We start from the raw sequence: 18,358 nt of genomic DNA on the forward strand, positions 1-18,358 counted from the left end.
CTGTCGGCGGATCCGGCCGACCACACGAACCCGCGCCGATCCCCCGGATCCGAAACCTGCCACCACCCGGACACGGGCGCCACGCACGGCATCACCCCCGGCCGAAATCGATCCCACGTTCGATAGAGCTCACGTCAGTTCGATTCCCGGCAGCCTCCCCCGGGCGACCGTCCGGGCGGTGGACAGGGCCGGTGGACGGGGCCGGCGGGCAAGGCCGGTGGACGAGCCGGCGGGTCCGCCGGGATTCGGGCGCGACAGCCGACCGGGGTACAACTTCCCTGCGGTGCGGTCTCCTTCCGGCGGCGTATGCGGGTACCTCCGGGGGCCGAGGAGCGGGTCCTCAGTCAGGGCGACGATCCGGTGGCGAGCAGCCGGGAGGCTGAGGTCGGGGCGGACGCGGTTCGCCCACAACCGAGGAGAAACCCGTGAAACGTCGCCTGGCCTACGTCGTGGCCGCAGCGGCCTGTCTCGTCCTGGCCGCGCCCGCGGCCCCCGCGCTCGCTTCGGCGGCGGGCGCCCCGTCCACGGCCGAAGCGGCCGAACCCACCGAGTCCACCGAGTCCGCGGAGACCGCCGACGCGGCCGAGGCCGAGGGCCGGGACGGCCGGTCCGACCGGTCCGCCGCCCGGCAGCGCCGGCAGGCCCTGGCGGCACTGACCTCCGCCGGAGCGGTCTCCGCGATAGCCGAGATCCGCGACCGCGACGGGGTCTGGCGGGGCGCCTCGGGGGTGTCCGACCTCGCGACCGGCGCGCCCGTACGCGGCGACGGCCGCTTCCGGGCGGGCAGCGTGACCAAGGTCTTCGTCGCCACCACCGTGCTGCAACTGGTCGGCGAGCACCGCATCGGTCTGGACGACGCCGTGGAGAAGCACCTGCCGGGCCTCGTGCCGAACGGCGCGAACGTCACGGTGCGCCAGCTGCTGAACCACACGTCGGGGCTCTGGGATCCGACCAACGAGAGCGGCGGCATCTTCCCCGAACTGTTCGACCCGGCGGTGTTCCGCGCCTGGTTCGCCGACGGCGGGCTACAGCGCACGGTCACCGCCCGCCAGTTGGTCGCGGCCTCCGCCGCCCACGCGCCGTACTTCGTACCGGGCGCCGAGTGGCGGTACTCCAACACCAACTACGCGCTGCTCGGCCTCCTGATCGAGAAGGCCACCGGGCACGAGTACGGCCAGGAGATCACCCGGCGCGTCCTGCGGCCGCTCGGGATGGACGACAGCTCGTTCCCCGGCAGCGCGAGCGCGATCCCCGGCCCGCACGCCCACGGGTACTGGACGATCGTCGACGAGGCGGGGCCGGTCCGCAAGACGTACGTGGACGTCACCGAGCACAACCCCACCTGGGCCGGCGCCGCAGGGGCGCTGATTTCCAGCACCGACGACCTGGTCCGCTTCGAACGAGCTCTGCTCAGGGGACAGTTGCTGCCCGCTTGGCTGATGCGAGAGATGACGGCCGCGGTGCCGACCGAGCCCGGCGGGCACCAGCTCGACTACGGCCTCGGCCTGGCGCGGTACCAGCTCTCGTGCGGACCGGTGCTCGGGCACAACGGCGGCATCTTCGGCTACGACACCCAGCTCTGGGGCACCGCCGACCGCCAGGTCGCGCTCTCGTACACCGGCCGCGGCGACGAGAAGGACGAGGCCGCCCAGATCACGGCGATGCGGGCGTTCCTCGAAACGGCTTTCTGCGGCGGCCGCTGAACGGTCTTTGGACGGCGGCGGTATGACTGACCGTCCACGCGGCTGACGGGGAGCGGGGAGGCGGCCGGAAATCCACCGGCGGCCTGCGGACGTTGTCGGCGGGGTCCTGGGCGGCGCCTGCGGAGCGGCGGGCGCGTCGATCGCGGCCCAGGAACTCCGGTCGACAGGTGAGCGAGACTCACCACCGCAGGCGCGCCGGACATGGCCGTCGCCGGGGCCTGCCCCGGCGACGGGCTACCGCAGGCGCGTGTCCCGGGCCAGCGAGTCGATGAGCTCCTCGACGCTCCGCTCGGGCAGGCCCCGGGACACGAACCACGCGCCGACGTTGCGCACATCCCGCTCCAGGAACGACAGGCCGCGCGGGTTCGCGATGACGTCCACGATCTGCGGGACGTCGATGATCACCAACTGGCCTTGACGGACCAGGATGTTGTAGGCCGACAGGTCCCCGTGCGCGTAGCCGTCGGCCGCCAGCAGCGACAGGCTGTGGCCCAGCTGCCGCCAAAGATCCCCGATGTCGGCCTCCTCCGAGCGGAGTTGGGCAAGCCGGGGCGCCGCGGTGCCGTCCGCGGTCCCGACGAACTCCATCAGGATCTCGGTCCCGGTGATCTGCACCGGGTAGGGCACGGCCGCCCCCGCCGTCCAGAGCCGGCAGAGCGCCGAGAACTCGGCCGCCGCCCACTGGCCGGCGATGGCCTCCTTGCCGAACGCGGTGCGCTTGGCCATCGCCCGGGAGATCCTGGACTCCTTGTGCTGGCGGCCCTCCAGGTAGCCGGAGTCGCGGTGGAACATCCGGTGCTGGGAGTCCCGGTAGCGCTTGGCCGCCATCAGGGTGCGCCGCCCGGTGCCCGGGACACCGCGCTCCAGCAGGAAGACGTCGGCCTCCTTGCCCGTCTTGACGATCCCGAGCTCGGTGTCCACGGCCGCGAGTTCGGTCACCACCCAGGCGGGCCGCGGCTCGGGCCCCTTCTCGGTGGGGGTGGACCGGTCCCAGGTGGACCAGCGGTCGCCCTCCGCCGGACCGTCGGCGGAGGGCGGGGACAGGAGGGCGGACTCGTCGAGGCCGCCCTCGGAGGTGCCGGCCGTCCCGGCGGGGAAGTACTCGGGCTCGAAACCGTCGAACCCGTCCAACCCCTCGGACCGGCGGCCGCGCCGGGACCCGCCCCTGGGACGGATACGGGAGAAGGAATCACTGTCGGAAAAACGCTCGCGCACTGCGGTGGCTCCTGAGGAGATGACCCACCGGGGCGCGACCGATGCGACGCGCTGTCAGCCGGTGGGGAGAAGACGTACGAGGGGGGCGTATGGCGCGCGCACGAAGGCGCGCCGCATCACGGCGGCAACCATCCGGACACACCTCCTCGTCATCGACTCCTCGCACCGCATCGGCGAGGACACCCAGAACCTAAGCCGCTGCCTCCCCCGGCGCAACCCGTTTTTCTCCCCCTCCCACCGGGGCCGGTCCCCTCCCACCGGGGCCGGTCCCCATCCACCGGGGCCGGTCGGCGGTGTTGTGTCAGGGTTCTCGGCGTCGAAGCGGCAGCCGACGTCCCACTCGGAACGCTGGTTGCCGTGGGCGGGGATGCCGCCGGGGGCCGGCAGGACCACCCTCGGGGACGACGACGCCCGCCCCCTGCACGCGTCACCATCGTTCCGTCCCCTCGGCCCGGACGACAGCGACAGCGACAGCGACAGCAGAAGGAGAGCGCCCATGGCCCCGAACGCCTCCCCCGGTACTCCCGGTACTCACGCCTCGTCCACCGCCCCCGTCTCCCCCGCGCGTCCCGCGCACCCGCGCCGGGTCGCCGTCGTCGGCGCCGGGATGGTCGGGCTGGCCACCGCCTGGTTCCTCCAGGAGCACGGCGTCGAGGTCACCGTCCTCGACCGCGAGGAGGTCTGCGCGGGCGCGTCCCGGGGGAACGCCGGGTGGCTGACGCCGGGGCTGGCGTCCCCGCTGCCGGAACCGGCGGTCCTGCGCTTCGGGCTGCGCGCGGTGTTCGACCCCGCCTCCCCGGTGTACGTACCCCCGAGCACCGACCCCGGGCTGATGCGGTTCCTCGCCGGGTTCGTCCGGCACAGCACACCCGGTCGGTGGCGGCGCGGGATGGCGGCGCTGGTCCCGCTGAACCGGCTGGCGCTGCCGGCCTTCGACCTCCTGGCGGCGGGCGGGGTCGCGGCACGGACGCTCCCGGCGGCCTCGTTCCTCGCCGCGTTCCGGACGGCCGGTGAACGGCGGGCTCTGGTCACGGAGTTGCACCACCTGCGGGGCGCGGGCCAGCCGGTGGAGCACGAGTTGCTGGACGGCGGGCAGGCCCGGGCGGTGGAGCCGGCGCTCTCGGAGCGGATCGGCGCGGCGGTGCTGCTGCAGGGCCAGCGGTACCTGGACCCGGGCCGATTCGTGCACGCCCTGGCCGAGGCCATGCGCGGACGCGGCGGGACGATCCTGCCGGGCACCGCCGTCGGGGCGCTCCGGGACCGGGGCGGGCGGGTCGAGCTGTTCACCGGAGACGGGGACGCCGAGGACTTCGATGCGGTGGTGCTGGCGGGCGGCGTCCACCTCGGGGACCTGGCACGCCGGTTCGGCGTACGGTCGGTCGTCCAGGCGGGTCGCGGCTACAGCTTCGACGTGGCGGTGCGCCGGCCCCCGACCGGGCCGGTGTACTTCCCGGCGCAGCGGGTGGCCTGCACGCCGTTGGGCGACCGGTTGAGGGTGGCCGGGATGATGGAGTTCCGCCGGCCGGGCGCACCGCTCGACGGCCGCCGGGTCCGGGCGGTCGCGGAGGCGGCGCGACCGCTGCTGGAGGGGGCCGATCTGGACGACCGCCGGAACGTGTGGGTCGGCTCGCGGCCGTGCACGCCGGACGGGCTGCCGCTGATCGGCGCCACCCGCTCGCCCCGGGTGTTCGTGGCGGGCGGGCACGGGATGTGGGGGATGACGCTGGGCCCGGCCACCGGACGGCTGCTCGCCGAGGCGGTCGCCACGGGGCGTCCCCCGGCCGTGCTGGCGCCGTTCGACCCGCTGCGCTGAACCGTCGGCGTGCGCGTGGGAGGTCGGTGTCAGACGTCGCCGTCCGGCTGCTCCACCGGCGGCAGGACGGGGGTGAGCAGCATCCGTCCGGCGGGGGCGGTGGTGCCGGTGACGGCGGTCAGCGTGGCGTCGTACACCGGGCGGAGGTTGCGCTGGTGCCAGAGGGCCTCGGTGGTGGCCCAGGCCGCGTCCCGGGCGCGGGCGACGGAGAAGCTGGCGACGAGGTGCTTCAGGGGCTCGGCGGCGCGGGTGCCGGCCGTGCCGATCTGCACCTCGAAGGAGGCCCGCACCTCGGCCTCGACCTGGGCGAGCAGTTCGTTGACCTTGAGGTAGTCGGCATGGACGGGCGGGGTGTCGGGCGTGGTGCGGCACTCGATGCAGGTGGTCACGACGGCGAGCGCGAGGTCGTGGTTGATGTGGGCGTTCATCCCGGCGAACGCGAACTGGATCGGCCAGACCACCCGGTCGGCGCGGCCCTCGAACAACGGTTGCCAGGCGGCGTTGACCGGGCGCCCGGTCTCGGCGGCGTCCACGGCGTCGAAGTAGAGGTTGGCGAAGTCGACGTCGAGGTGTTCGACGAACGCCCGGTCCTGGAAGGAGCCGGCAGTCAACCGTTCGCCGACGAGTTCGGTGACGCGCAGGTACATCCGGTTGAAGCAGGCGACGCCGTCCCGCGGGTCCAGCCGGGCCTTGATCGCGCGCATCCGCTCGATGACCTCGTCGACGCTCTGCGCGGCCCTGGCCCGTGGCTGGGTCATGGGGTTCCCTTCCGTAGCGGTCTCCGGCGGGCGGTCGGCCCACCGGCTGCCACGTATACACACCGGGCACCGCCCCCGGGCCCGCGCGCCGCCCGGACACACCGCCCCCGGTCACCCGAACCGCCGTACGGCCGCGTCGCCTCCCGTCAGCCGGCGGGTGCGGCCGCTCCGGGAGCGCGGTCGACGGCCGACGTGCGGAAGGTCTCGGCCACCGCGATGTTGGCGACCGTCACGCCCGCCATGACTCCCGCCGCGACGGGGTGCCCCACCGCCCAGAGAGCGGCGGCGCCGCCACCGAGCACCACCGCCTTGACCGCGAGGACGAGCGGAAGCCCCGGCCGCAGCCGTGCCCGGGGGGCGGCGAACAGCGCCCAGAGCACGATGCCCGCCAGCGGCGCCCCGACCCCGAGCAGGATCCGCAGGACGCCCTCGTGGCCTGCGCCGAACCCCCACCAGCCCAGCGAGCCCAAGGCGGCGAGTTCGATCAGGAAGGCCAGAACCTCGTTGGCGGCGTACCAGGGCCGTGCACCGGGCCCGGCCTCACCGACGTTGTCCCCCGCCACGCGCGCCTCCTCTGTATCGGTAGCCCCAGCATGACACCGGGCCCGGTGCGGCGGGCAGGGTGGCCACCGCTTCTCGCGGCGACGGGCGCAGCGACACCGAGTGGAACGCGGCGGGGCGGCGCGGCGGGGCGACGTGTCGGCGCCCACGGGCTCGGCCCGCGATCCGTCGGATCGTCCTCCGGTGGGACGCCGCGGGCCGCCACCGGACGCGGCCCGGGCCGGGGAGCACGTGGCTCCCCGGCCCGGGCCGGTCACTCGCGCCGTACGGACTACGGCTTGGCCGCGCCCGCGGTCGCGCCCGCTCCTGCGGCCGTTCCCGCACCCGTTCCCGCACCGGCCGTCGTGCCCGACACGGGGCCCGCCTTCGCCGAGACGGCGACGTAGTCGACCCGCATCGGGTGGCCAGGTTCCGTCGCCGGGCCGGGGGTGCCGCCGAAGGCGGCGGGGAGGTTGCCGCCGACGGCGACGTTCAGGATCAGGAACAGCCCGTGGTTGACGGCCCTGTCCCAGGTCGCGCGGTCCATCTGCGCGGCCGCCACCCGGTGGAACTCGCGGCCGTCGAGGTACCAGCGGACCTGTTCGGCGCCGGCCGTGAGGTCGACCTCGACCGCGTACCGGTGGAAGCCGGTGCGGCAGTCCGCGCCGCACGGCTGGTCGCCCGAGCCGAGACCCCGGGGTTCCTGGCAGGGTCCCCCGTCGAGGACACCGCAGTGCATCGTGCCGAAGACCGTGTCCCGGCCGTTGACCTGCTCCATCACGTCCAGCTCGCCGATGGCCGGCCAGCCGGTGTACCCGTTGCGCAGCTCGGCGCCGAGGGTCCAGAACGCGGGCCAGTACCCGGCGGCGGCGGGGCCGGTGACGTCGGGCAGTGCGAGCGAGGCCTCGATCCGCAGCACTCCGCCGGGCGGCGGCGCGAAGTCGGCGCGACGGGACTCGATCCGGCCCGAGGACCACCGGCCGTTCGCGTCCCGGGTGGGCACGATCTCCAGCGCGCCCTTGCCGTCGAGGCGCACGTTGTCGGTCGAGTCGGTCATCGTCTCGATCTCGCCGGTGCCCCACTGCGGGGCCGGGCAGCCGGGGTAGCAGGTGCCCAGGTCGTACTGCCAGTTGGCGGTGTCGGGGCGGCTGCCGGCCTGACCGTCGAAGTCGTCCCGGAGCAGGTGGGTCCATCCGTCCGGACCCACCGGGGTGCCCGGGCCGCCGGACCCGCCGGGAGCGGCGCCCCTGGCGGGCAGTGCGCCCGCCTCGACCAGCAGCCGCTCCAGTCGCGGAGTCAGGACGACCGCCGCGACGTTGGTCAGGTGCGTGTCGTCCCGGTAGAGCAGGATGCGCTCCAGGACGGCCGGGCAACTCCGCCCGTTGCCGGGGCAGATGACCGAGTTGACCTCGACCGACTGCACGCCGGGCAGCCGGCCGGCGGCGATCTCGTCGGCCAGCGGGTCGGCCCACAGGGCCCGGTCGCGGGAGAACTCGCAGGTGGCCGGGTCGTCGGTGTGGCCGGAGATGCAGGCCGGAACGTCGGTCCCGGGGATCGGGGTGTCGCGCAGGTAGACGATCGGCACGCCCAGCTCGCGCAGCGGCGTCAAGGTCTTCTCCCAGCCCCGGAGCAGGAGTTGACGGTCGTCGGTGTAGCGGTTGAGGGTCGAGACGACGATCAGCCGGGGCTTGGGGCCCTCCTTGAGCCGGGCCAGGGCGTTGTCCCGCCAGGTGTCGCACTCCCGGTAGGGGCGACCCAACTGCGGGTTGATCACGTCGAGTTCCGGGAGCGGGCAGCCCTGCTTGACCAACTCCTCCAGCGCCCAGCGCCGTTCGGCGGCCATGGCGAGCAGCGCGGAGAACCACTGGCCGGCGTGCGAGTCGCCGAGCAGCACGATCCGGTCCGGGCTGTCCACCACGCCGAACCGGCAGTCGGGGCTGGTGGTGGCGGCCGGCGCCACCTCGCACTCGCCGTCCGGCGGGAAGTCCTTGCGGGCCTGGACGGCGTCCGGGACCACCGCCGGGCCGCCCTTCGGCGGGGCGGCGGTGCGCACCAGCAACGAGGTGCCGTCGGGCGAGCCGGGCGGCAGGCCCTGGAGGTCGACGGGAGAGGCGGGGCCGAGCAGGCGCAGCGTCCCGGTGCCGACGACCAGCGCCAGCATCACCGGGACGACGACCGCGGTGAGCCCCAACGAGAGCCCCCGGCGAGGGAGTTCGGAGACGGTCCGGCTGCGGCGGAGCGGCCGTTCGACCCAGCGCATGACGGCGGCGGCGGGCAGCGCGGCGGCGGCGGTGAGCGCCACCTTGACGGGCCAGCCGAGGGCGCCGAACTGCGCGCCGGCGAGGACCAGGACCGGCCAGTGCCAGAGGTAGAGATTGTAGGAGAGCCGGCCGAGGGCGCGCGGCACGCGGGTGCCGAGCACCCGGTCCACACCGAGGACGGCGGTGGCACCGGCCCGGTCGGGCGTCCCCGCCAGGATCACGGCGGCGGTGCCGAGGGTCGGGACGAGCGCGGCGACGCCCGGGTACGGGGTGGTGTGGTCGTAGGCGAGCACGCAGCCGACGACGGCCAGCGCACCGCCCCACCCGACGAGCAGGCGCAGCGACCGCGGCCCGCGCAGCAGGTGCCAGGGCAGCAGGGCGAGCAGGGCGCCGACCCCGAACTGCCAGACGCGGGAGGGCGTGCCGAGGTAGGCGAGCGAGACGGAGTCCTGCGTCCAGTGCAGCGAGAGCGCGAAGGAGCCGACGGTCAGGACGGCCGCGATCACGGCCGCCACGGGCCGGACCGACCGGCCGCGGCCGTCGGGTCGGCCCTTGCGGACCACCCGGAGCACCAGGTAGCAGGTGAGCGCGAGCAGCGGCCCCCAGAAGAGGTAGAACTGCTCCTCGACGGCGAGCGACCAGAAGTGCAGCAGCGGGCTCTCGTCGCGGCCGGCCGCCAGGTAGTCGGTCTGCTGGGCGACGAACCGCCAGTTGGCGACGGAGAGCGCCGCCGCGAGGACGTCGTGCTCCAGGTCGGCTCGGCGCAGCGGGACGGTGAGCCAGGCGCCGACCAGCGCGACCGCGGCGAGCACGATGGCGGCGGACGGCAGCAGGCGCCGGGCCCGGCGGGAGAAGAACTCCCCGAGCCGGATGCGGCCGTTGGTGACGGCCTCGCGCACCAGCAGGCCGGTGATCAGGTAGCCGGAGATGACCAGGAAGACGTCGACGCCGACGAAGCCGCCGGCCAGGCCGGGGACGGAGGCGTGGAAGGCGAGGACGGCGAGGACCGCGACCGCGCGCAGGCCCTCGATGTCGGGCCGGAAGCCCGGCCGGGGCGCCGGGCCCGGGGCATCGGAACCCCGGGAGACGGCGCCCCGGGAGACGGCCCCCGGGGCTCCGGCGCCGCCGGGCGGCGGGCCGGGAATGGTGTAGGCATCCGGACGGAGTTCCGGAACCGCGGGCGTTTCCATGGGTGGTGACGACCTTTCAACCCAGCCAGGGCAGCATCGGGCGGACCCAGCCGGAGGCGAGCAGAGCGGTGAGCACGAGCGTGGCGGTGGCGGCCAGCCCCTCCGGCCAGCGCCGGGGGAGCATGCCGACGCGGCTCGTGGGTGCGGACGACGCACTGCTTCGGGCGTCCCCCCTGATCTCGCCCACCAGGTCCCGGATCAGCGGTACGCCGATCTGCGCCTGGACCGCGAGGTAAAGGCCGAGGCCCCAGTTGGGTTCCCATCCGTAGTGGGCGACGGCCAGGGCGAGCCCGGCCGCGCCGGCGCCGAGCGAGGCGATCAGCCAGGCCAGCGAGACCAGCACGACCTGCCTGGCCAGTCCGCCGGGCTTGGCCTTGCCCGCGCCGGTGGGCACCCAGGCGGCGCTGCGGCCGCGCAGGGTGTGCCAGAACGCGGCGCCGGCGGCGGCGCTCATCAGCACGTTGGAGCGGATCACCTCGATCCGCCAGCGGGTACGGCTGACCCTGGGCAGCAGGACGTGCCAGAGCCAGAGCGGCGCGAGCATCGGCAGGACGTGCCAGGGCCGGATCTGGTCCGGGTACCAGAACATCATCACCAGCGGCGGCAGTGGCGCGACGAAGATGTTCACGGCGGCGGCGAGGTAGCCGACGATGCCCTCGTAGAAGCAGAGCCGCATCCGCCAGGGTGCGCCGATCCGCTTGAGTTCGGGCGAGCCGAGCAGGTGCAGGTTGCCCATCGCCCAGCGGTACTGCTGGTTGACGAAGGAGGCGAGGTTGTCGGGCGAGGTGCCCTTGGCGACCAGCACCGGCACGTAGAGGGTGCGGTAGCCCTTGGCGTACAGGCCGAGGCCGGTGAAGAGGTCCTCGCTGTGGTCGAGGCGGGCGAAGCCGCCGGCCGCGTCGATGGCGGCGCGCCGGTAGACGGCGTTGCTGCCGCAGCAGATGGCGGCGTCGCTGGCGTCCCGGGACGGCTGGATCCAGCGGAAGAACCACTCCTGCGCGGCGCCGGCGGAGCGCTGGATCCACCCCATCGTCTCGTCGGTGTCGAAGCACTGCGGGCTCTGGACGATGCCGGTCCGCGGGTCCGCGAAGTACGGGACGAGGTGGCGCAGGAAGTCGGGCCTGGGCGCGAAGTCCGCGTCCAGGATCGCGATGAACTCCGCCTTGCTGAGCGTGAGCGCGTGGTTGAGGTTGCCGGCCTTCTTGAGGTGGCCCCGGTCGGGGCGCACCACGTACTCGTAGCCGTGGGCGGCGGCGAGCGCGGCCACCTCGGGCCGGTCGCCGTCGTCGAGCACCCAGACGGTCAGCGCGCCGGGCCAGTCGACCGCGGAGACCGCCCGGTAGGCGTTCTCCAGGATGTCCAACGGCTCACCGCAGGTGGGCAGGTAGAGGTCGACGGTGGGCAGTTCGTCCGGGTCCCAGGCGTGCACGAGGACTTCGTGCGACTGCCGGGTGAGCCGGCGGCTGCGCAGGCTGTTGAAGGAGGAGAGGACCAGCGCCACCACGTTCAGCGCCAGTACCGCGAGGAAGATCCAGAGTGCGGGCGTCCGCAGCGCGAACGTGAACATCGTCCCGGCCGTGAAGACGAACGCGGCCGAGGTGGCGACCAGCACCCAACGGCGCTGTGGTCCGAAGTACCAGTAGAGCTCCTGATCCGAAGGAGGTTGAGGAAGGTGCCCGACGGGCTCGGTAAGCCCCGTCCGAACAGGCGGAATCTCTTGGACAGTCATATGGCCCCCACAGCCGTGTTTCTGACAGCTCCACGGTCACAGTACCCCATTGGTATAGACCATTCGCCCACTCGTCCGACGGCCGGACCTCACCCCTGCCCCACTAGACCGACCAGCCCACCCCCGCCCGTAAAGCAGCAGGCCACAGGAGGGTTAACAGTCCTCCAACATCCCTGCGGACACGCCCTCGAAGGGCCGTTCGGCCAGGCCGGAAACCGCCCCACGCGCCTCTCTCGGCCCCCTGCGACACACGATTGCCACAGACGCGGAACGCGTGTACACGGACACCGGACGGACGGACCCACGGCCTGGGCGGGGCGGGCCCGGACGGACCCACGGCCCGGGCGGGGCGGGGGGTGGCGAACGACAGTGGGGCGGCGACCGGAGAACCGGTCGCCGCCCCACGGGGGTCGCACTCGTCGATCAGACCGCCGGAGCGGGGAAGGTCGGGAACTCCACGCCGGAGACGTACTGGACGACCCGGATGACCTGGCAGGAGTAGCCGAACTCGTTGTCGTACCACAGGTAGAGGATCGCGTTGTCGCCCTCGACCTTGGTGGCGCCGGCGTCGACGATCGAGGCGTGACGCGAGCCGATGAAGTCGTTCGACACCGCGTCGGGCGCGGTGGTGAAGTCGATCTGGCGCTTCAGCGACGAGGTCAGCGACACCTCGCGGAGGTACTCCAGGACCTCCTCGCGGCTGGTCTCGCGCGCCAGCTGCAGGTTGAGGATCGCGATCGAGACGTCCGGCACCGGCACCCGGATCGAGCTGCCGGTGATCTTCGCCTTGAGGTCCGGCAGCGCCTTGGCGACGGCGGAGGCGGCACCGGTCTCGGTGATCACCATGTTCAGCGGCGCCGAGCGGCCGCGGCGGTCGGCCTTGTGGTAGTTGTCCAGCAGGTTCTGGTCGTTGGTGAACGAGTGGACCGTCTCCACGTGGCCGCGCAGCACGCCGTACTCGTCGTCCATCGCCTTCAGCGGCGGCACGATCGCGTTGGTGGTGCAGGACGCGCAGGAGATGATCTGCTCGTCCGGCTTGACCGTGTCGTGGTTCACGCCGTGCACGATGTTGGGCACGTCGCCCTTGCCCGGGGCGGTCAGCACGACCTTGTCGATGCCGGGGCGGAGGTGCTTCGACAGGCCCTCGCGGTCGCGCCACTTACCGGTGTTGTCGATCAGGATCGCGTCGTTGATCCCGTACGCCGTGTAGTCGACCTGGGACGGGTCGTCGGCGTAGATCACCTTGATCGCGTTGCCGTTGGCGACGATCGTGTCGTTCGCCTCGTCGACGGTGATGGTGCCCTGGAACTGGCCGTGGATCGAGTCGCGCCGCAGCAGCGAGGCGCGCTTCACGATGTCCTGGTCACCGCCCCGGCGGACGACGATCGCCTTCAGCCGCAGACCGTTGCCGGAGGCCTTCTCGATCAGCAGGCGCGCCACCAGGCGGCCGATGCGGCCGAAGCCGTAGAGCACGACGTCGCGCGAGCCGAAGCGCTCGATCTTGTTGTCCCCGGTGGCACCGGCGACCGCCTCCGCGGTGAACTGCTCCACCGAGAGGCCGCGGCCGTCGGCGCGGTGGGTGGCGGCGAGCATTCCGATGTCGATCTGGGAGGGGCCGAGATCGAGCGCGGTGAGCGCCTGGAGGAAGGGCAGCGTCTCGGTGACCGAGAGCTCCTCGCCGGCTATCTGGCGGGCGAACCGGTGGGTCTTGAGGATGCTGACCACCGACTTGTTCACCAGGGAGCGGCTGTGCAGCAGGACGGTGACGTCCCGCTCCCGGTGCAGTCGGCCGATGATCGGAATCATCGACTCCGCGATCTCCTCGCGGTTTTTCCAGTCCGTGAACACGTCGTCGTTGACAGTCACAAGTCCATCTTTCGAGCTAGGAGGGTGTTCACATGCTAGCTCCGGCCCCGCCCGGTCAACGAAACGGGCCCCGGGGCGCCCTTCCGCCCCACCCTCCCCACCCGCCCCCGGAGCCCCCCGAAACCCACCCGCGGCACCGGCCGGAACACCCGCGGCGCCACCCCCGGGAGCGACCTCCGGGCACCGTCCGGGGGCCTCCCGGAGCGCACCTCCGGAGCCGCCCCCGGCGGTCGACCGGACCGGCCGGACGGCACAATCGCTGTCATGCAGCACATCTTCGTCATCGGCATCGGTGCGGGCGACCCCGACCACCTGACCCTCCAGGCCGCCAAGGCCCTGGCCCGCACCGATGTCTTCTTCATCCTCGACAAGAACGAGGAACGACAGGACATGATCCGGCTGCGCCGGCAGATCCTCGCCGAGCACGGCCGGCCCGGCCACCGCGTGGTCGGCGTCTCGGACGCGGAGCGGGACCGCACCACCCCCGCGTACGCGGCGGCCGTGGAGGACTGGCGCAGCCGCCGGGCCGACCTGGTCGAGCGGCTGGTCGCCGAGCACCTCGGCCCGGACGAGACCGGCGCGTTCCTGGTCTGGGGCGATCCGAGCCTCTACGACAGCGTCATCGCCGTGATCGACGAGGTCCTCGCCCGCGGCGGCGCGGCGTTCGGCTACGAGGTGGTCCCGGGGATCAGCAGCGTCTCGGCACTCGCCGCCCGGCACCGCACCACGCTGACCCGGGTCGGCCGCCCGGTGCAGATCACCACCGGCCGCCGGCTCGCCGAGGGCTTCCCGGAGGGCGTGGACGACGTGGTGGTGATGCTCGACGGGCGCGCCGCCTTCACCGCGATCGATCCCGAGGGGCTGGAGGTCTTCTACGGCGCCTACCTCGGCACGCCCGACGAGATCCTCGCCGCCGGTCCGCTCGCGGAGACCGCCCCGCGGATCAGCGAGCTGCGCGAGGAGGCCCGGGCGCGCAAGGGATGGATCATGGACACCTACCTGCTCCGCCGCTCGGAGGGCTGACGCCCGGGAGAGCTGACGTTCGGTCATGCGCCGTCCCCGCCAAGGCGGGGGCGGCGCGTTCGTGTGTGCGAAGGATCCTTCGGCGCGGGTCGGACGGGAAGCTCTTGACGTTTGTTGACCGCGAGTAGGTAAGGTTAGCCTCACTTCATATACAGCGTCCAACAGGAGCTGCAGATGGCCCACCGACCATGCCGTCCGGGCCTCCCTGTCCAGCCCTGTCCGGACCAGGCCCACCCCCGTCGTGCCGGCCCGGACGGTCCCGGCCCCCACCGCAACGGCTCAGCCCGTCGCGGTGGCACCACCCGTCACGGCCGCGAGGCCCGTCGCTGCGGAACCACCCGTCGCGACGGCACAGCGCGGACCGGTCCCGCCCCCGGGCGGCACGGTCCGGCTCGGGCGGGTGTGGGCGGCACCCGCCACCGCCGCCGCCACCCTCCCGGAGGGACCGCTCCCTTGACGATCCCGCAGACAGCCCCGCACGCCGCACCGGTCGGACGCACCGCGCCGACCCCGACGCGCACCGGGCCACGCACCTCCGCCACGACCCCGACGCGAGACTCCTCGCCGACCGCACCGCCCGCCACCGCCGGAAGCACGCGGCGATGACCCGGACCGCCCAACGGCTGCTCCGTCTCATCACCGGCCCCACGCCGCCGCCGTTCGCCCTGGTGCACCGCCCCGGAACCACCGGCCCGGGCATCCTCGACGTGCTGACCGGCACGGTGAGCCGCCCGGCCCGGATCGGCGACCTGCCGGTGCCGGACGCGGACGCGCCCGGCCGCCACCAGGTCCTCGCGCTCCTCCCCCACCGGCTTCCCGCCGGACCCGGCGGGACGGCCTCCGACGACGGCGACGCCCTGACCGCGCTCCGCGTCACCGAGCAGGCCCTCGCACCGGTCGCCGAGGTGCTCGGACTGCTGCCCGGCACACCGGTCGGCCTCACCGGAGCGGGCACCGAGCCCGACGACGAGGACCCGGCGCCCCTGCGACGGACCGACGCCGGGCGATCCTTCTCGGTCACCGTCACCGACTGGTCGCCCTCCACCGCGCTCGCCCTCTTCCGGCGCCTGCTCGGTCAACAGCCCGGTGCGTACTGGACGTTCGTCCTGCACACGGGCGACCGCGTCCTCCTCGGCGCCTCGCCCCGGCGCCATGTCGGCCTCGACCGCGGCACCATCGCGCTGAACCCGGCCGGCGGTACCTACCGCTACCCGCCCGGCGGGCCGACCACCGAAGGCGTCGTCGCCTTCCTGACCGGCGCGGAGGAGGCCGCCCGGCTCTACCGCGCGGTCGACGAGGGTCTCGGAACGGCGGGCCGGCTCTGTGCGGCCGGCGGCCGGATCACCGGCCCCCGACTGCGGACCATGCCCCACCTCGCCCACACCGAGTACCAGGTCGAGGGCCGGACCACCCGCGACGTGCGGACGATCCTGCACGAGACCCGGCCGCCCGCGCCCGCCGTCCGCACCTTCCCGGACGACGCGAACGGACCGAGCGGACCGGACGGGCCCGGCGGCCCGGGCCACCACCCCGGCGTGATCGCGCTGATCGGCCGGGACGGACGCGGCCGCCAGGCCCTGGACTCCGCCGTCCTCGCCCGGACCGCCGAGGTCGACGCGACCGGGCGGCTGCGGATCCGCGTCGATCCGGCCCCGGTCCGCGGGTCGGCCCCGGCAGCGGCGGCCGCCTGGACGCGGATCGAGGCCGCCGACCTGCTCTCGGCCCTGCGGACCGTCGCGCCCGCTCCGGGGGCGCGCGCGCCGGAACCCTCCGACCTCGGCTCGCAAACGGCGGTCCGCCGGGCCCTCGCCGCCCGGCACGAACCGGTCGCCGCGTTCTGGCAGGCGGAACCGGGGGAACGGGCGCAGCCGATGCCCGCGCTCGAAGGGCGCCGGGTCCTCGTCCTGGACCCCGGGGACACCTTCACGGCCCTGGGCCGGCAGATGCTCACGGCCCTCGGCGCCACCGTCGAGGTCAGCCGGTTCGGCGATCCGCACGGCTCCGACGCACACCCCCGCCACCCGTTCCGCCCCGACGGGCCCCGCCTGCCCGGACCCGGTCTCCCGGGCCGCGGGCCGGAAGGGCTCGGGCCGGAAGGGCTCGGGCCGCAGGAGCACGGACCGCAGGAGCACGCGGCGGGGCGGCACCACCCGGAGCGGCACCTGCCGGACGGGTTCGGGCTGCCTGGGTCCGGCTTCGACGGGTACGACCTGGTCATGATCGGCCCGGGCCCCGGCGACCCCCGCCAGAGCAGCAACCCCGGGATCGCCCACCTCCGCGGCGCCGTCGCCATGCTGCTCTCGAACGGCACCCCGTTCCTGGCGGTCGGGCTCGGCCACCAGGTGCTCTGCACCCTGCTCGGCCTGGCGGTCGTCCGCAGACCCACGCCGCAGCGGGGCGTGCGGCGCACCATCGATCTGTTCGGCCGGACCAGGACGGTGGGTTTCCACAACACCTTCGCCGCCCGCTGCGACAACGAGGACTTCCCCTCCATCTGGCGGCCCGGCACCGTCCTGGTCTCCCGCGACGACGTCGACGGCGAGGTCCACGCCCTGCGCGGACCGGACTTCGCCTCCGTGCAGTTCCACCCGGCGTCCGTCCTCACCCGCAACGGCCCCGCGCTCCTCGGCGGCCTCCTCGCCGATCTGCTGACGGCTCCGGTCAGGACGTCCTGAGGCGGGCCGGGAGGCGACCGGCGGCGGCCGAAGCGTGTCTCCCGGACCGGTCAGGTCCGCCTGCCGGGACGGCCAGGCAGGCCCCCTCGGCGCTCCCCCGGGCGCGCCCACGACCCGTGGTGGACCGGGCCGGGGGAACCGCCCCGGAGGCCGAGAACGCCAGGTCGCGGGGGGCGCGGCGGGCGGTGCGGCGAGCCCCCGCGCGCACCGTGCGACCACTCGCCAGACTCTCCGGGGCTGAACTAGGGTCGCCCTATGATCCGGTCCCCCCGCAGACGCTCCCGCATGGCCGAGGGCCTCCCGCCCATCACCGCGGAGAAGATCGTCGCCGCGGCTCTGGAGCTGACCAGGGCGCACGGGCTGGACACCTGGTCGATCCGCCGGCTGTCGGGGGCCCTCGACGTCTGGCCGGGCGTGATCTACCACCACATCGGCGACCGGGACGCCGTGGTGGCGGAGGTCACCGGTGCCGTGGTCGCCGCCCTGCCCGTCCCGAACCCGAGCCTCCCCTGGCGGCAGTGGTTCACCGAGCTCCTGCTCGACGGACGGACGGTGATGCGGCAGTATCCGGGCGTCGCCCGACGGATGTGCCTCGTCGGCCCGACCGTGCCGGCCGCCCTGCCCGTCGTCGAGACCGGCGTGCAGATCCTGGAGCGCGCCGGGTTCGGCGCGGACGCCGCCCTGGTCTACCGCTACCTGTTCAACAGCGCCTTCCTGCTGGTCGCCGCCGAGGACGACCGCGCCGCGGCCCCCGCCGCCCGGGACGCCCGGGACGCCCGGGAACGCGCGCCCCACCAGCAGACTCCCGACGAGGCCGCGACCGCGTTCTACGCGTTCACGGTCGCCCGGGCCCTCGACGGCGCCGAGGCCCTCCTCGGCCGCGGCACGCGCCGGACGCGCTGAACGCGCCGAACGCGCCGAACGCACCGGGGGCCGATCTGGGCCCCTCGACAAGCCGCCCGGTAAGCCGAGTCGCCGCCCCGGACCGGTCCGCGCCGACGCTCAGTCGAGACCGCCCGGCCCCTGCGCCGCCGAGGTGTCGGCGACCGGATGGCGAACGTCCTCGACGTACTGCCGCGCCCGTGCCCGGACGCTCTCGGGAAGCTGCCCCCGGGCCAGGTCCTCCAGCGTGACGTGCTCCAGGACCTGCCGCAGGCTGACCCGCACCGCCCGCCAGACGTCCGGCAGTTGAGCCGCCGCGCCCGGGTAGTCGAGGCCCGTGAGGCTGAGGTCCCGGACATTGGCGAGCGAGCCGTCCACGGCCCTGATGACGTCCGCGAGGGTGATCTCCGCGGCGGGTCGGGCCAGGGCGTAGCCGCCCTCGGGGCCCCGCACGCTGCGCACCAGCCGGTGCTGACGCAGCTCGCGCAGGATCGAGAGGAGGAACCGCAGCGGAATGTCCTGGGCACCCGACAGGTATTCCGCCTTCGTCGGGCCGGCGGGCCGGAGAGCCAGCTCCGCCATGGCCCGTACCGCGTAGTCCGCCCTGGCCGAGATCCGCATGGGTCCAATCTCTCACGCCGCCCCCTCGGTCACACCACCGCTCCGGGCACGATCCGATCACCACGCGACCCACACACCTCGG

General features: G+C 74.1%; 12 protein-coding genes and 1 pseudogene. 5 read left to right on the forward strand and 8 right to left on the reverse strand.

From position 1 onward, the window contains the following. The first annotated feature begins 425 nt into the window (after positions 1–425). Positions 426–1,703: a serine hydrolase domain-containing protein gene (locus PUR61_RS11275; protein ID WP_329878394.1), complete on the forward strand. Its 1,278-nt coding sequence runs from the start codon at positions 426–428 to the stop codon at positions 1,701–1,703. Positions 1,704–1,937: 234 nt separating this feature from the next. Here the strand turns inward: PUR61_RS11275 and PUR61_RS11280 are convergent, their stop codons facing one another. Together PUR61_RS11280 and PUR61_RS11285 are read right to left on the reverse strand one after the other, a co-directional pair. Then, positions 1,938–2,834, reverse strand: a complete 897-nt coding sequence (locus PUR61_RS11280; RefSeq protein ID WP_329878396.1) for a serine protein kinase RIO — start codon at positions 2,832–2,834, stop codon at positions 1,938–1,940. Between the two features lie 384 nt (positions 2,835–3,218). Beyond that, positions 3,219–3,308: pseudogene (locus tag PUR61_RS11285) on the reverse strand (flavodoxin family protein); the annotation flags it as partial. Between the two features lie 106 nt (positions 3,309–3,414). Here PUR61_RS11285 and PUR61_RS11290 point away from each other — a divergent pair. Then, positions 3,415–4,731, forward strand: coding sequence for an NAD(P)/FAD-dependent oxidoreductase (locus PUR61_RS11290; RefSeq protein WP_329878398.1), 1,317 nt, complete (start codon positions 3,415–3,417; stop codon positions 4,729–4,731). A gap of 29 nt (positions 4,732–4,760) precedes the next feature. Here PUR61_RS11290 and PUR61_RS11295 read toward each other — a convergent pair whose 3' ends face one another. The 5 genes from PUR61_RS11295 to PUR61_RS11315 all read right to left on the reverse strand — a co-directional run bounded on the left by PUR61_RS11295 (position 4,761) and on the right by PUR61_RS11315 (position 13,075). Continuing rightward, entirely contained in the window at positions 4,761–5,489 is a 729-nt protein-coding gene (locus PUR61_RS11295; protein ID WP_329878400.1) for a DUF5995 family protein, read from the reverse strand. 146 nt (positions 5,490–5,635) lie between these two features. Then, positions 5,636–6,052: a YrdB family protein gene (locus PUR61_RS11300; RefSeq protein WP_329878402.1), complete on the reverse strand. Its 417-nt coding sequence runs from the start codon at positions 6,050–6,052 to the stop codon at positions 5,636–5,638. Positions 6,053–6,321: 269 nt separating this feature from the next. After that, a complete protein-coding gene (locus PUR61_RS11305; RefSeq protein WP_329878403.1) occupies positions 6,322–9,480 on the reverse strand; it encodes an acyltransferase family protein in 3,159 nt (1,052 codons plus the stop codon). 16 nt (positions 9,481–9,496) lie between these two features. Further along, complete coding sequence (locus PUR61_RS11310) at positions 9,497–11,209, reverse strand: glycosyltransferase family 2 protein (RefSeq protein WP_329878404.1); 1,713 nt, start codon at positions 11,207–11,209, stop codon at positions 9,497–9,499. Between the two features lie 423 nt (positions 11,210–11,632). Continuing rightward, positions 11,633–13,075, reverse strand: a complete 1,443-nt coding sequence (locus PUR61_RS11315) for a glyceraldehyde-3-phosphate dehydrogenase (RefSeq protein WP_329878405.1) — start codon at positions 13,073–13,075, stop codon at positions 11,633–11,635. A gap of 264 nt (positions 13,076–13,339) precedes the next feature. Here PUR61_RS11315 and cobF point away from each other — a divergent pair, with 264 nt between their 5' ends. From cobF to PUR61_RS11330, 3 genes are all read left to right on the forward strand, one after another. Then, on the forward strand, positions 13,340–14,098 hold the full coding sequence (gene cobF / locus PUR61_RS11320; protein ID WP_329878406.1) for a precorrin-6A synthase (deacetylating): 759 nt from the start codon (positions 13,340–13,342) through the stop codon (positions 14,096–14,098). A gap of 602 nt (positions 14,099–14,700) precedes the next feature. After that, positions 14,701–16,773 (forward strand): aminodeoxychorismate/anthranilate synthase component II, encoded by a 2,073-nt coding sequence (locus tag PUR61_RS11325; RefSeq protein ID WP_329878408.1) that lies wholly within the window; start codon positions 14,701–14,703, stop codon positions 16,771–16,773. Positions 16,774–17,028: 255 nt separating this feature from the next. Beyond that, positions 17,029–17,676 (forward strand): TetR/AcrR family transcriptional regulator, encoded by a 648-nt coding sequence (locus PUR61_RS11330; protein ID WP_329878410.1) that lies wholly within the window; start codon positions 17,029–17,031, stop codon positions 17,674–17,676. Between the two features lie 99 nt (positions 17,677–17,775). Here the strand turns inward: PUR61_RS11330 and PUR61_RS11335 are convergent, their stop codons facing one another. Next, on the reverse strand, positions 17,776–18,276 hold the full coding sequence (locus PUR61_RS11335; protein WP_329878412.1) for an RrF2 family transcriptional regulator: 501 nt from the start codon (positions 18,274–18,276) through the stop codon (positions 17,776–17,778). Positions 18,277–18,358 lie beyond the last annotated feature (82 nt).

The sequence above is a fragment of the Streptomyces sp. BE20 genome (assembly GCF_036322525.1).
Lineage (GTDB): Bacteria > Actinomycetota > Actinomycetes > Streptomycetales > Streptomycetaceae > Kitasatospora.